The organism is Kitasatospora sp. NPDC032121, from assembly GCF_055580145.1.
In genome coordinates this window covers 557420-571792 of record NZ_JBVILX010000002.1, presented here as the reverse complement: position 1 = coordinate 571792, position 14373 = coordinate 557420, and the positions used below count along the sequence as shown (strand labels likewise).

Here is a 14373-nt window from a genome sequence, read left to right as displayed (position 1 = left end):
GATCGTGGGCCCACTGGGCGCGGGCAATTCTTGTGGTCAGAGTTGGCGGAGTCCGACCAACGCGCGAGCCATCACCAACGGTGTGTCCTCGTAGGACCGTGCGGCCTCGCCTCCGCTGTCGGCGCGGCGAGGCCCGGAGTGGCCGTCCATGAATCTGGGGTCTCGCGCAACCACGAGCAGCTCCGACCAGACGATCTTGCCGAAGCACTGCGACGGGTAGTAGTACCCCCATCGCTCGCTCAGCGCCTCGACCAGGAAGACACCCCGACCGCTCTCCGCGTCCTCGCCCACCGCCTTGACCACGGGCGGGTGGCGGTCGTTGTCGTGAACGAGGATGGTGAGGCGCCCGCCGTCGAGCCAGAGGGTCACGGTGACGGTCCGCACCGGCGACAGCGGCGAGTACGGGGAGAGCCCCTCGTCGGTGTGCGTGTGCCGTATGGCGTTGGTCATCAGCTCGGACACGACGAGACGGGCCGTGTCGACGGTGTCGGGCGGCACTCGCCAATGGCGGAGCACATCAGCGGTGTGTCGCCGGGCCCACCCGACCGCGTTCGGAGTGTCCGCCAGCGCCAACTGGCTGAAACCGGAGCGTGCTTGTGACACGGGGGTGTCCTCCCAGGTCGGGAGCTGCTTGGGGTGAAGGCTGGCCGCGCGGTTCTCGCCCACCCGTTCGGGGTATGCAGACCGTGAGCTGTCCAGCCGGGAAGCCAACGTTGTGTGACTAGGCTGGCGCTGAAGGTGACCAAGCCGGTACGTCCTGGCACTGCCCCGGCACTGAACTTTCACCGAACGGGTGGGCGAGAACCGCGCCCAGCCCTCCAGGGCCGATGCCATGCTTGGCGCCATGGCCGAACTGAACGGTAGCCCGATCAGCCTGGACCACCTCCAGGCCCTTGCCCTGACGAACTACGGGCACTTCACCTCGATCCGCGTGGAGGACGGCCACGTACGCGGCCTCTCCCTCCACATGACGCGCCTGACCCGTGACTGCCGCGCCGTCTTCGACACGGACCTCGACCTCGACCGCGTCCGGGACTTCGCCCGCCGCGCCGTGCCGTCCTCCGGGGACTGTGTGGTCAGGGTGACGGTCTTCGACCCCGCCCTCGACCTCGGACACGTCGGTGACAACGCCCACCCCCACGTTCTCGTAACGACCCGCCCGGCCGGGCCGTTGCCCCTTCCCTCAATGCGCGTCCAGTCCGTGGTCTACACCCGTGACATGCCGGCCGTGAAGAGCGTCGGCCTCTTCGGTTCGCTCCGCCACCGGCGCAACGCCCAGCGGGCGGGCTTCGACGACGCGCTCTTCACGGATGCCGCGTCCGTGATCTCAGAGGGCGGGACCTGGAACGTCGGCTTCATCAAGGGAGATCAGGTCATCTGGCCCGACGCCGAGTGCCTGGTCGGCACCACGATGGAGCTGCTGCGTCAGGTTCACCCGTCGTCGACCGCGACGGTTCGCCTGGGTGACCTCGCCGACTTCGACGCTGCCTTCGCCACCAACATCGGGATCGGCGTCCGAGCGATCAGCGCGGTGGATGGCGCCGCCTTCCCGGACACACACCCCGTGATCGAACAACTCCGTAAGGAGTACACGGAACTCCCGGCCGATCTACTGTAGGTGCCCCAGCGCGGGGACCGCTGGGCGCGATGGCTGTGGGGTGGAGGGCCGCGTTGGCGACCGTAGAGGTATGGACCGGTATCGAGGTCAAGGCGCTTCGGCAAGCGAAGCGGATGAGCATCGAGGCGTTCGCGGCTCACCTTGGCGTCAGCGACCGCATGGTGTCCAAATGGGAGGCGCGTGGCGCGGACATCACGCCCCGCCCGGTCAACCAGGCCGCCCTGGACACCTCGCTGGCCGCCTCCGGCCCGGAGGTTCACGAGCCGAGATCAACACCCGCGCTCACGCATCGCTCACGCAAGCGATCTTGTAGCGCGCTACCGGCCCCTGCCCGCACGCCAAGGAATGACAAAAGACCCAGGTCACGGGCTATGTGACCTGGGCCTTCACTGAGCCGCCTGCGGGATTCGAACCCGCGACCTACGCATTACGAGTGCGTTGCTCTGGCCAACTGAGCTAAGGCGGCGCCGCTGCCGTGTGTGGCGGCAACGCGGGCCAGTCTACACAGGTTCGCGGGTGATCCGTACCCGGGTTTCCCGGGGCGGGGTCAGGCGGAGGAGACGGCGAGCTTGACGGCGAAGCCGGCGAAGAGGACGGCGACGCCGCTGGTGAGGGTGGCGGAGAGGCGCTTGCGGCGGCGGAAGGCGGCGGCGAGCGTGGTTCCCGCGAAGATCAGCAGGGAGAGGTAGAGGAAGCTGAAGGTCTGGAGGATGCCGCCGAGGAGGACGAAGGAGAGGACCGGCTGACCGTAGGAGGGGTCGACGAACTGGGTGAAGAACGAGAGCAGGAAGAGAATGGCCTTCGGGTTGAGGAGGCTGATCACCAGGGCCCGGCGGAAGGGGTTCTCGGTGCTCTCGGGGGCCGGTTCGGCGGTGGGGTCGGCCGCGGCCCGGCGTTCGCGCCAGAGCTGGCGGGCGGCGCGGAGCATGCCGTAGCCGATCCAGAGCAGGTAGGCGGCGCCGCCGAACTTGACCACCGCGAAGACCGCCGGGTTGGCCTTGAGCAGGGAGGCCGCGCCCAGCGAGGTGAGGCTGATCAGGGTGAGGTCGCCGATGAAGACGCCGGCCGCGGCCCGGTAGCCGGTGCGGATGCCCTTGCGGGCCGCGACGGACAGGACGTACAGGGAGTTGGGGCCGGGCAGCAGGATGATGACGAGGGCGCCGAGGACGTAGGTCGCCAGGTCGTTGACTCCGAGCACGATGAGCTCCGGTGCAGGGGAGGGCGGCAGGGGGCGCTCATCGTAACGTCGCACCGGTAGTCGGTTGAAGGGGAAACCACCTGTCGGACGGCCCGCACCGGGCCCGCCCTACCGCTCGCAGCGCTTGCCCGGCTCGGGGGCCTCCCCGGCCAGCAGGAAGCGGTTCACCGCGCCGTCCACGCAGGCGCTGTGCCGCCCGTACGCGGTGTGGCCGTCCCCGTCGAAGGTGAGCAGGCGGCCGGACTCCAGCTGGCCGGCCAATGACTGCGCCCAGGCGTACGGAGTGGCCGGGTCGCGGGTGGTGCCGATGACGACGATCGGGGCGGCGCCGGCGGCCCGGATGGTGTGCGCCGCGCCGGTGGCCAGGACCGGCCAGTAGGCGCAGGTCAGCGCCATCCAGGCCATGTCGCGCCCGAAGTGCGGCGAGACCCGCTCGAACTCCGGCACCGCCCGCTGGACGTCCTCCGGCCCGCGGAACGGGGCGGGCAGGTCGAGGCAGTTCACCGCGGTGTTGGCGAACATCAGGTTGGGGTACGAGCCGTCGGCCTCGCGCCCGTAGTAGTCGTCGGAGAGCCTCAGCAGCCCGGTGCCGTCGCCGGCCTCGGCGTCGGCGAGCGCGGTGCGCAGCTCGGGCCAGAGGAAGTCGGCGTACATGGCCTGGATGACGCCGGTGGTCGCCTGGGACTCGGTGAGCCGACGGCCACCGCCGGTGGTGGGCAGCGGGGCGGCGCGGATGCCCGCGAGCAGGGCGGTGAGCCGCTCGCCGACCTGCTGCTCGGTACGGCCGAGCGGGCAGCCCTCGCGCCTGGCGCAGTCCTGGGCGAAGGCGGCCCAGGCGGTCTCGAAGCCGCCCGCCTGGGTGCGGTTGCCGGTGACGGAGTCGAGCGCCGGGTCCATCGCGCCGTCCAGCACCAGCCGCCCGACCCGGCTCGGGAACAGCCCGGCGTAGGTGGCCCCGAGGAAGGTGCCGTAGGACTTGCCGACGTAGTTCAGCTTCTCGTCGCCGAGCAGAGCGCGCAGCACGTCCATGTCGCGGGCGGCCTCGACGGTGCTGAGGTGGCCGAGCGCCGCCCCGGCCTGCTTCCGGCAGCCCTCGGCGAACTCCCGGTCGGCCGCGATCAGCGCGTCGATCCCGGGCTGGTCGTCGGGGGTCAGGCCGACGGCGGTGTAGGCGTCCATCCGGTCGCCGCTCAGGCAGCTGACGGGGTTGCTGCGGCCCACCCCGCGCGGGTCGAGGCCGACCAGGTCGTACTGGGCCCGCACGCCACGGTCGTACGTCCGGGCGGCGGTCTCCAGGTACTCGATCGCCGAGCCGCCCGGCCCGCCCGGGTTGAGCAGCAGGGAGCCGAGCCGAGTGCTGCCCGGAGCGGCGGACGCGGAGGGAGAAGCGGAGGCGGAGGCGGAGCCCGGCGGTTCCGCCGCCGCGCGGGCGGCCGCGAGCGTGAGGTCGCCCTCGCCCGGGCGGTCGTAGTCCAACGGCACCCGGAACGTCGTGCACTCGAACCCGCTGTCGCAGGGCTGCCAGACCGGGCGCTGCGCGTAGTACGGCGCGAGCGCGGCCGGGACGGCGGCGGGCAGCGGCTCCAGCGGGGTCGCCGCGCCCCCGACGGCCGCCGGGCCCGCCGGGGCCGCCGAGCCCGAGGCGGACGCCGTCGGGGCCCCGGACGGGTCCGGGCTGCACCCGCCCGCCAGCAGCCCGGCGACGACCAGCGCCGCGGCCGATCCCCGCGCCCGCGCCCGTACCGGTACCAGGGCCCGCTCGAAGGTCCTCATCCGCCACCTCTCCGCCATCGACCAGCACGTGGAACAACCGGGGAAGCCCCCGGAGGAAACGCCGCTGCCCGGCACCCCGCCCCGGGGTACCGGGCAGCGTAGCGCCGCCGAACCCGCCCTCAGGACGCCTTGGCCAGCGCCTCGGCCAGGAACTGCGCCGCCTGCCGGACCAGCCGCAGCCGCTCCCGGTCGGGGGTGAAGTCCTGCACGTTGTCCGAGATCCGCACCTCCGCCTTGGCCGCCGCTCCGGGGCCGGCCTTCAGCGCGGACTGGAGCTTGCGCGCGGCGTCCAGCCCGGCGGAGTCGCCCTTGGCGGCGGCCAGCAGCAGCTTGGCCGCGCTGCCGGCCGGGGCCTCGGCGCCGGCCTCGGCGAGCGCGAGGGCGTCGTAGCGGCCGGAGACCGCCGCGGCCACGCCGTACAGGTCGGGCCGGGACAGTCCGGCGGCGGCCGCGCAGGGCGCGCCGCCCTCGACGCCGAGGACGCCCCAGGAGGCCGGGCCGGGCGGCAGGGTGCGGAAGGAGGTCGCGACGGTGGTGCGCAGCATCGCGTCGTCGGCGACGGCGGCCGGGGCGGCGGCGACCAGTTCGCAGGGGTGCGCGGTGCCGTTCGGCGCCTCGGGGGCGACCAGGATGAACGGGTGGGTCTTGCCGCTCTGGAGAGCCGAACCGACGCCCTCGAAGACGTCCGGGATCTCGGAGTCGGCGGTCTTCTGGGGCGTGGCCGCGTGCATCACGACGACCGGGAAGCGGGCGTTCGGTTCCTTGGTGTACTGCGGCGGGAGCCAGACCCGGATGTTGCGGGGCTGGCCGTCCGGGCCGAGCACGGCGGACTGGAGCAGCTCGCCGCCGCCGGGGTGGCCGACGCTGTCGAAGCGGCTGGCGGCAACGGGGGCCGGGGCGGCCCCGCCGGCGGCCGCAGCGGCGGGCTCGGCGGCCGCGGGCGGCGCCGCCTGCTGCTGCCGGACGGCCGCCGCACCCGACCCGCCGCCCGACCCGGCGTCCGCACCCGCGCCTTGACCCGCACCGGAGCCGGAGCCAGCGGTGTCCATGACCGGCTCCGCCCGGTCCGGCTGCTGGGGGCTCCGGCCGAGGCCGCCGAAGGCGCCGAGCGCGGTGAGCACCGTCAGAGCGGTGACGAACACCCCGCAGACCATCGCCCCGGCCGCCCGCACCAGCATCGGCCAGCGGTCGCCGGCCAGTTCGTAGGTCTGGGCGGCGCGTAGGTCGCGCCAGCGCTGTAGGGCGCCCCTGGCCAGCCAGATTCCGCCGATGGCGGCGGCCAGCAGGGGGATGACGAGGAGCGAACGAACCACGGGACGCACCGCCTCTGGAGGGGCCGCGCCGAACCGGAACCGGCGCGTAGGGGAGACGACCACCCCGGCAGCGGGCGCAGTCGGCCCCCAGCGTGCACAACGGGCCGACGGTCACACGACGGTGTTCCCGGCGAGTGTCGCTCGTTCACTCGAAGGTGGGACGGCGGCCCGCCTCCGGGAGGCGTACGGGCGCCAGGCCCGCAGCCCGCGCTCGGCCCGGGCTCAGACCGGACCGACTCAGGCCGCGCTCGGCCCGGGCTCAGATCAGACCGGACCCAGACCGCGCTCGGCCCGGGCTCAGCCCGCGCGCAGCGCCACCGTCATCGCCTCGACCGCGAGCAGCGGGTCCACGTTGCGGTCCAGCGCCTGACGGCAGGCCAGCACCGCCTCGATCCGCCGCAGCGTGCTCTCCGCCGGCCCCGCCTGGGCCACCCGGTTCAGCGCCTGCCGCTGGTCCTCGTTGGCGAGCGCGCCGGTGGAGCCGAGCTGGATGGCGAGCACGTCCCGGTAGAAGCCGAGCAGGTCGAGCAGGGCGACGCCGAGGGTCTCCCGGCGGGTGCGGGTGGCCCGGCTCTTCTGCCGCTTCTCCAGCTCCTTGACCGCGCCGGCCATGCCGCGCGGCGCCTTGCTGCCCTCGGCGGCGCCGTAGGCGGCCTTGAGGTCGTCCGTCTCCTTGGCGTCCTGGGTCTCGGCGAGCGCCTCGGCATCGGCCTTGGCGGTGTCGACCAGGCGCTGGGCGGCGGCCAGGCAGCCGCCGATGTCGCCGACCTCCAGCGGGATGCGCAGCACCTCCGCCCGGCGCGTCCGGGCCTGCTCGTCGACGGCGAGGCGGCGCGAGCGCTCGATGTCGCCCTGCCCGGCGAGCGCGGCGAGGCGGGCGGTCTCCGGGTCGACGCCGTCCCGGCGGACGAGGGTGTCGGCGACCGCCTCGGCCGCGGGGGTGCGCAGCACCAGCAGGCGGCAGCGCGAGCGGATGGTCGGCAGCACGTCCTGGACGGAGGGGGCGCAGAGCAGCCAGACGGTGCGCGGGGAGGGCTCCTCCACGCCCTTGAGCAGCGCGTTCGCGGCGGCCTCGGTGAGCCGGTGGGCGGCGTCCACCAGGATCACCGACCAGCGGCCGCCGGTCGGGTAGCTGGAGGCGCGCATCACCAGGTCACGCATGTCGCCGACGCCGATGGAGAGGCCGTCCGTCCGGACGTACTTCACGTCGGCGTGGCTGCCGGCCAGCACGGTGTGGCAGCCGTCGCAGAACCCGCAGCCGGGCGTGCCGCCGAGCGCGAGGTCGGGGCTGGTGCACTGGAGGGCGGCGGCGAAGGCACGCGCGGCGGTGACCTGCCCGGCGCCGGGCGGGCCGGTGAACAGCCAGGCGTGCGTCATCAGGGAGGCGTTCGCGCCCTCGGCCGGGGCGGCTCCGCGACCGGCCTCGACCGTCGCCCCGGCCGCCCGGGCGGCGGCGGTCAGCTGCTCGACCACCCGCTCCTGGCCCACCAGGTCGTCCCAGACGGCCACTGCTGCTCCCAAGCTCCGTACGGCAGCGCTCGTGGCGCCTCTTCCCCGCCGTCGAGCATACGTCTCCGCTCCGACACCCACTGCTCCGTCCGGGTCACGGCGGGCGGGGGCCGGCTCACGGACGCCAGGCCGGCGCCCGACGGAACGCGGCCCCACCGGAAGGCGGTCCCACGGGAGGGCGGCCCCACCGGAAGGCGGTCCGCCCGGAACACGCCTGCCCCGAACGCGGCGGCGCCGCCGGGAACCGGTCCCGGCGGCGCCGCCCACGCGTGTCCGGTCAGCCCCGGCGGCCCCAGCGACGGCCCTTGCCCTTGCCGTCGCCCTTGTCCCGGGCGTCGCCACGGCCCTCGGGCCGCTCCGCGCCACCCTGCGGGCCGCCGTACGGAGCGTCCTGGCCCGGGCCGCCGCGCTCCCAGTGCGTCCACTCGTCGTGCGAACCGAGCAGGGTGTCGGTGAGGCTCGGCAGGTCGTCCAGCGGCGTCTCCTCGGCCCACTCCGGCCGCGGCCGATCGGCACCCGGCTGCTGCTGCGACTGCGGCTCGACAGCCGGCTCCGCGCCGACCACCGGCAGCTCGCGGGTGCTGTCCACCGGCTCCGCGCGCCGCGGCCCCTGCGCCGGCCGGCCATCGGTACGGCCATCGGTACGGCCCGGCTCGATCCGCGGCAGTACCTCGGTGCGGTCGGCCTCCGCCGGGACCTTCGGCAGCACGGCCGTCTCGTCCACCGCCGAGGCCGGCACCACCGGCAGCTTGGCGGTCTCGTCCACCGCACCGGCACTCGCACCGGCGCTCGCACCGGCGCTCGCACCGGCGCTCGCGCCGGCGTCCGCGCCCGCGGCCCGGCGCGCCTCGGCAGCCTTGCGCGCCTCGACGGCCTCCGCCGCCCGGACGGCCGCCTGCCGGTCCCGCGGCGACAGCTCGCGCGTCGCCTCGTCCCCGAGCCCGCCACCCGACGGAGCCTGCGCCGACGGTTGAGCCGAGTCCTGCGGAGCGTCCTTCGGGACGTCCCGGACCGCCCGCAGCTCCGTGGTCGTCTCCCCGGCCGCCGATCCCAGACCCGAGCCCGAGCCCGAACCGTCAGCCGGTCCCGAATCCGATTCCGACCCCGGCCGCCCCACGGCCCGGCCCTCCGCCGACTCCGCCGCCGCGGCCGCGGCCGCCAGCGCGGCGGCCTGCGCCAGCCGTGCCTCCTCGGCCCGCTGGAGCGCCTCCTCCGCCCGGCGGCGCTGCTCCTCGCGGGCGAGCTCGCGCTGCCGCTGGAGTTCGGCCTGGGCGGCCGCCTCGTCGGCGATCCGCTTGCGCTCGGCGGCCTCCGCGGCCAGTCGGGCCTCCTCGGCCTTGCGGCGCTCGGCCTCCTCGGCGGCGCGGCGCTCGGCCTCCTCCTCCGCCCGGCGCCGTGCCTCCTCCTCGGCCTTGCGCCGGGCCTCGGCGGCGGCCCGCTCGGCCTCCTCCTCGGCCAGCCGCTCCTGCTCCGCCTGCTCGGCCCGCAGCTGCGCCAGCACCTCCTGCCGCTTGCGCTCGGCGGCCTCCTCCTCGGCCTTCTTGCGGGCCTCCTCGGCGGCGCGGCGCTCGGCCTCCTCCTTGGCCAGCCGCTCCCGCTCGGCGCGCGCGGCCTTCTCCTGCTCGGAGAGCGGCAGCTCGCGGTCGAGCCGGTGGCGGATGGCGGTGGTGACGAAGCCGGGGGCCTGGCTGCCGTCCACGACCAGGTAGCGCGCCGGGTCGGCGGCGGCGAGGGCGAGGAAGCCGGCCCGGACCCGCTGGTGGAACTCGGTGGGCTCGGACTCCAGGCGGTCCAGCGCCTCGGTGAAGCGCTCGCGGGCCCGGGTCGGGTCGACGTCCAGGACGACGGTCAGGTCGGGCAGCAGCCCGCCGGTGGCCCAGCGGGAGATCCGGGCGACCTCGGTCGCGGCCAGGTCGCGGCCGGCGCCCTGGTAGGCGATGGAGGAGTCCATGTACCGGTCGGTGATCACCACGGCGCCGCGGGCGAGGGCCGGCCGGATGACGTTCTCGACGTGCTCGGCGCGGTCGGCGGCGTAGATCAGCGCCTCCGCGCGGTGCGACAGACCGGTGTTGCCGACGTCCAGGACGAGGCCGCGCAGCCGCTGGCCGACCGGGCTGCCGCCGGGCTCGCGGGTGAGCACGACCTCGTGCCCCTTGCCGCGGATCCACTCGGCGAGCGCCTGGGCCTGGGTGGACTTGCCGGCGCCGTCGCCGCCCTCCAGCGCGATGAAGAAGCCGGTGCCCGTGCCCCGGTGCGGCACCGGGCCGCCCGGGCCGCGCACCGAGTCCACCAGGTCCCGGACGAACGGCGCGGTGCCGCGGCGGTCGTCGGTGCGCAGCAGCACGACCGCGGCGAGCACCAGGGTGAGCAGCCCCGCGGTGGCGACGGCCAGGGCCGCGCCGCCGTGGATGAAGGTGAAGGAGCCGGGCTCGACGGTGCCGTACTCGACGTCCCCGTAGGCGGCGGCGATCAGCGGGACGGCGACCAGCGCGGCGGCGACCACGGCCCGGAGCACCGCGAACAGGTGCTCGGTGACCTTCGGCAGCCGGGCCTCCTCGACCTCCTGGGCGAGCAGGGTGCGCCCGGCCGAGACCACGATCCCGGTGGCCAGGCCGGCCAGCACGGTGAGCAGCAGGACCAGCACGAAGTCGAGCACCAGCCCGGCCAGGATCAGCGCGACGCCCTGGGTGAGCAGCGCCAGCGCGAGCAGTCGGCGGCGGGACAGCGAGGGCAGCGTGGCCCGGGTGAGCCGGGCGCCCAGGGCGGGCGTCCCGCTGGCGGCGAGCACCAGCAGGCCGTAGCCGATCGGCCCGGCGCGGTGCTCGGCGGCGGTGAGCAGGGCCAGCGCGGCGACGCCCGCCATCGAGGCGTAGCCGGCCGCGACGGCGAAGGTGAAGTACGGGGCGCTGCCGGTGCGGCCCTTGCTCAGCGCGGGGCCGGGGGCCGCGTCGGTCGGGGCGCGCAGGCCCTGCAGCGGGGAGACCGGCGCGACGGACACGGGGCCGCCGGGCAGCTGCTGGAGGTGGCCGCGGACCGCCGAGGCGACGAACATCCCGGCCGCGCCGAGCGCCGTGAAGGTGAGCTGGTGGGCCCGGAGCCAGTCGGAGCCGAGCGCCGCGCCGATGTTGTTGAGCAGGGTGAAGGCCACCAGGCCGACGGCGCCGAGCGGCACCGTCACCCAGCCGGTGAAGCGGTCGATGCTCCGGACGCTCTCCAGGTTGGCGGCGGAGGGGCGCTGCTCGGCGACCGGGAGGTGGGGGTTGGCGGACGGCAGCAGGCCCGGGACGACGGCGGACCTGGCGATCCCCCGGACCCGCTCGGCGGCACCGGTCACGAACACGGTGGCGAGCAGGACGTAGGTGGCGGCCCCGGAGGGCTTGGCGGCGGAGCCCAGCCAGACGCTCCACCAGGGCGCGAGGCCGATCAGCAGGGCGCACAGCACGTCGGCGCCGAACATCGTCCAGCGCCGGTCCAGCCGGCCCGCGACCAGCCGGTGCACCGGGCCGAGCAGCGCGACGCCGACCAGCCCGGTGGCCAGCACCCGGACGGCGAGGACCGCGGCGACGGCGAAGGCGAGGCTGCGCGGCAGGCTGCCGAACTGGCCGCCCTGGGCGGCGGCGATCACGGTGAGCGCGAGCAGCACCAGCAGACCGAGCCGGTCGGCGGTGCCGCCGATCAGCTGGGTGGTCCACAGGCGCCGGTAGGCACGTGTCCGCAGCAGCGCCCGGGCACGGTCCATCGGAGTCCCGGCGGGCGCGACCTCGGGCAGGTCGGACGCCCAGGCTCTGGCGGCCGGGGCGGCGCTGGGGGTGGGCTGCTCCTCGCTCGTCATACGGTCAGCGTAGCGGGCGGGGCCTGGCCGGAATGAGACGAACGGGCTTCCGGATCCCGCTCATCACCGGGTTGTGACGTACCCCGCACGGACCCGGACGACCCCGGGCCCGCACCCCCGGGATCGGGGGCACGGGCCCAGCTGCCGTGACCTGGGCTCAGCCCTCGTCGGTGGCGGTGGTCTCGCTCGCGGCCGTCTTGGTGGCGGCGGTCTTCTTGGCCGCCGTCTTCTTGGCCGCCGTCTTCTTCGCCGCCGCCGTCTTGGTGGCGGTGGTCTTCTTCGCGGCGGTCTTCTTCGCCGCGGTCTTGGTCGCCGCGGTCTTGGCCGTGGTCGTCTTCTTGGCCGCGGCCTTCTTCGCCGGGGCCTTCTTCGCGGCCTTCTTCACCGGTCCGCGCGCCCGCTTCTCGGCGAGCAGCTCGTACCCGCGCTCGGGCGTGATGGTCTCGACGTCGTCGTCCTTGCGGAGCGTCGCGTTGGTCTCGCCATCGGTCACGTACGGGCCGAAGCGGCCGTCCTTGACCACCACCGGGCGCTCGCTGACCGGGTCGTTGCCCAGCTCCTTGAGCGGCGGGGCGGCGGCGGCCCGACCGCGCTGCTTCGGCTGGGCGTAGATCGCCAGCGCCTCGTCGAGGGTGATCGTGAAGAGCTGGTCCTCACTGGTGAGCGACCGGGAGTCGGTGCCGCGCTTGAGGTACGGGCCGTAGCGGCCGTTCTGCGCGGTGATCTCCGCGCCCTCGGCGTCGGTGCCGACCACCCGCGGCAGCGAGAGCAGCCGCAGCGCGTCCTCCAGCGTGACGGTGTCCAGCGACATCGTCTTGAACAGCGAGGCGGTGCGCGGCTTGACCGCGTTCTTGCCGGTCTTCGGCGTGCCCTCGGGCAGGATCTCGGTCACGTACGGGCCGTAGCGGCCGTCCTTGGCGACCAGCATGTTGCCGCTGACCGGGTCCGGGCCGAGCTCGAAGTCGCCGCTGGGCTTGGCCAGCAGCTCCTCGGCCAGCTCGACGGTGAGCTCGTCCGGCGGCAGCTCGTCCGGGATGTCGGCGCGCTGGCCGGGCTCGCCCTCGACGGCCGAGGCGCGCTCGACGTACGGGCCGTAGCGGCCGACCCGCAGGGTGATGTCATCGCTGACCTTGAACGAGCTGATCTCCCGGGCGTCGATCGCGCCGAGGTCGGTGACCAGTTCCTTCAGGCCGCCCAGGTGGTCGCCGTCGCCGTTGCCGGCCTCGGCGGCCCCGCCCGCTGCGTGGCCCTCGCCCTCGCCGAAGTAGAAGCGCTTCAGCCACGGCACGGACTGCGCCTCGCCGGCGGCGATCCGGTCGAGGTCGTCCTCCATCTTGGCGGTGAAGTCGTAGTCGACCAGTCGGCCGAAGTGCTTCTCCAGCAGGTTGACCACGGCGAAGGAGAGGAAGGACGGGACGAGCGCCGTCCCCTTCTTGAAGACGTACCGGCGCTGGATGATCGTGTCGATGATCGACGCGTAGGTGGAGGGGCGGCCGATCTCCCGGTCCTCCAGCTCCTTGACCAGCGAGGCCTCGGTGTAGCGGGCCGGCGGCTTGGTGGCGTGGCCCTCCGGGGTGATCCGCTCGGCGGCCAGCGGGTCGCCCTGGGCGACCTGCGGCAGTCGGCGCTCGCGGTCGTCGAGCTCGGCGTTCGGGTCGTCGGCGCCCTCGACGTAGGCCTTGAGGAAGCCGTGGAAGGTGATGATCTTGCCGGAGGCGGAGAACTCGACGTCTCGGCCGTCGGCCGAGGTGCCGCCGACCCGGACGGTGACGGACTGGCCGACCGCGTCCTTCATCTGGGAGGCGACGGTGCGCATCCAGATCAGCTCGTACAGCTTGAAGTCGTCACCGGTCAGACCGGTCTCGGCGGGGGTGCGGAAGCGGTCGCCGGACGGGCGGACGGCCTCGTGCGCCTCCTGCGCGTTCTTGACCTTGCTGGCGTAGGTGCGCGGGGCGTCCGGCAGGTAGTCGGCGCCGTACAGCTGGGTGACCTGGGCCCGGGCCGCGGTGATCGCGGTGTCCGACAGCGTGGTGGAGTCGGTACGCATATAGGTGATGAAGCCGTTCTCGTACAGCTTCTGGGCCACCTGCATGGTCCGCTTGGCGCCGAAGCCCAGCTTGCGGCTGGCCTCCTGCTGGAGCGTCGTGGTGCGGAACGGCGCGTACGGCGAGCGGCGGTACGGCTTGGACTCGACGCTGCGGACGGCGAACGCCGTCTGCTCCAGGGCGGCGGCCAACTGACGGGCCGCCTGCTCGTCCAGGTGCAGGGTGTTCGCGCTGGCGGCCTTCAGCCGGCCGTCCTGGCCGAAGTCGCGGCCGCTGGCGATCCGCTTGCCGTCGACGGCGGCCAGCCGGGCGCCGAAGGTCTCCGGATCGGCGGAGTCGACCGGGGTGCGGCCGGTGCCGAAGGTGCCGACCAGGTCCCAGTACGAGGCGGTGCGGAAGGCCATCCGCTCGCGCTCGCGCTCGACCACCAGACGGGTGGCGACGGACTGCACGCGGCCCGCCGACAGCTTCGGCATGACCTTCTTCCACAGCACCGGCGAGACCTCGAAGCCGTACAGCCGGTCGAGGATGCGGCGGGTCTCCTGGGCGTCGACCAGGCGCTGGTTGAGCTCGCGCGGGTTGGCCACGGCCTCCTGGATCGCCGACTTGGTGATCTCGTGGAACACCATGCGGTGCACCGGCACCTTGGGCTTCAGCACCTGCTGGAGGTGCCACGCGATGGCCTCGCCCTCGCGGTCCTCATCGGTGGCGAGGAAGAGCTCGTCGGACTCCGCGAGCAGCGACTTCAACTTGCTGACCTGGGACTTCTTGTCCGCGTTGACCACGTAGATGGGCGCGAAGTCGTGGTCGACGTCCACCCCGAGGCGGCGCACCTCGCCGGTGTACTTGTCCGGCACCTCGGCCGCGGTGCTGGGGAGGTCGCGGATGTGCCCGACGCTCGCCTCGACGATGTAGCCGGGGCCCAGGTAGCCCTTGATCGTCTTCGCCTTGGCCGGCGACTCGACAATGACGAGTCGCTGTCCGTGCGCGGTCTCGCTGCTCGGGGACACCTTCGCTCTTCTCTCCCGGTCCTTATGGGGCTGGTCGGCGCGGCAGCACGGGCTGCGCTCCGCCCGACCCCCTCA

At 74.3% G+C, this 14373-nt stretch carries 9 protein-coding genes and 1 tRNA gene; 2 read left to right on the top strand and 8 right to left on the bottom strand.

Annotation, left to right across the window (positions count from 1 at the left end; translation table 11 throughout):
- Positions 1–36: 36 nt before the first annotated feature.
- A complete protein-coding gene (locus tag ACZ5OX_RS08435) occupies positions 37–666 on the bottom strand; it encodes an ATP-binding protein (RefSeq protein ID WP_465629253.1) in 630 nt (209 codons plus the stop codon).
- A gap of 178 nt (positions 667–844) precedes the next feature.
- Between ACZ5OX_RS08435 and ACZ5OX_RS08430 the strand changes: the two genes are divergently transcribed.
- Entirely contained in the window at positions 845–1618 is a 774-nt protein-coding gene (locus tag ACZ5OX_RS08430; RefSeq protein WP_465629252.1) for an aminotransferase class IV family protein, read from the top strand.
- A 29-nt stretch (positions 1619–1647) separates the two neighbouring features.
- Positions 1648–1995, top strand: coding sequence for a helix-turn-helix domain-containing protein (locus ACZ5OX_RS08425; RefSeq protein ID WP_465629251.1), 348 nt, complete (start codon positions 1648–1650; stop codon positions 1993–1995).
- A 15-nt stretch (positions 1996–2010) separates the two neighbouring features.
- Here ACZ5OX_RS08425 and ACZ5OX_RS08420 read toward each other — a convergent pair.
- The 7 genes from ACZ5OX_RS08420 to topA all read right to left on the bottom strand — a co-directional run bounded on the left by ACZ5OX_RS08420 (position 2011) and on the right by topA (position 14298).
- A tRNA-Thr gene (locus ACZ5OX_RS08420) sits at positions 2011–2084 on the bottom strand.
- Between the two features lie 81 nt (positions 2085–2165).
- On the bottom strand, positions 2166–2816 hold the full coding sequence (gene leuE, locus ACZ5OX_RS08415) for a leucine efflux protein LeuE (protein WP_465629250.1): 651 nt from the start codon (positions 2814–2816) through the stop codon (positions 2166–2168).
- A gap of 108 nt (positions 2817–2924) precedes the next feature.
- Complete coding sequence (locus tag ACZ5OX_RS08410; RefSeq protein WP_465629249.1) at positions 2925–4589, bottom strand: alpha/beta hydrolase; 1665 nt, start codon at positions 4587–4589, stop codon at positions 2925–2927.
- Between the two features lie 119 nt (positions 4590–4708).
- Positions 4709–5902, bottom strand: a complete 1194-nt coding sequence (locus ACZ5OX_RS08405; RefSeq protein WP_465629248.1) for an alpha/beta hydrolase — start codon at positions 5900–5902, stop codon at positions 4709–4711.
- A 297-nt stretch (positions 5903–6199) separates the two neighbouring features.
- Positions 6200–7411, bottom strand: a complete 1212-nt coding sequence (locus ACZ5OX_RS08400) for a DNA polymerase III subunit delta' (protein WP_449788533.1) — start codon at positions 7409–7411, stop codon at positions 6200–6202.
- A gap of 277 nt (positions 7412–7688) precedes the next feature.
- Positions 7689–11243 (bottom strand): dTMP kinase, encoded by a 3555-nt coding sequence (tmk, locus tag ACZ5OX_RS08395; RefSeq protein WP_465629247.1) that lies wholly within the window; start codon positions 11241–11243, stop codon positions 7689–7691.
- A gap of 157 nt (positions 11244–11400) precedes the next feature.
- On the bottom strand, positions 11401–14298 hold the full coding sequence (gene topA, locus ACZ5OX_RS08390; RefSeq protein WP_465629246.1) for a type I DNA topoisomerase: 2898 nt from the start codon (positions 14296–14298) through the stop codon (positions 11401–11403).
- Positions 14299–14373 lie beyond the last annotated feature (75 nt).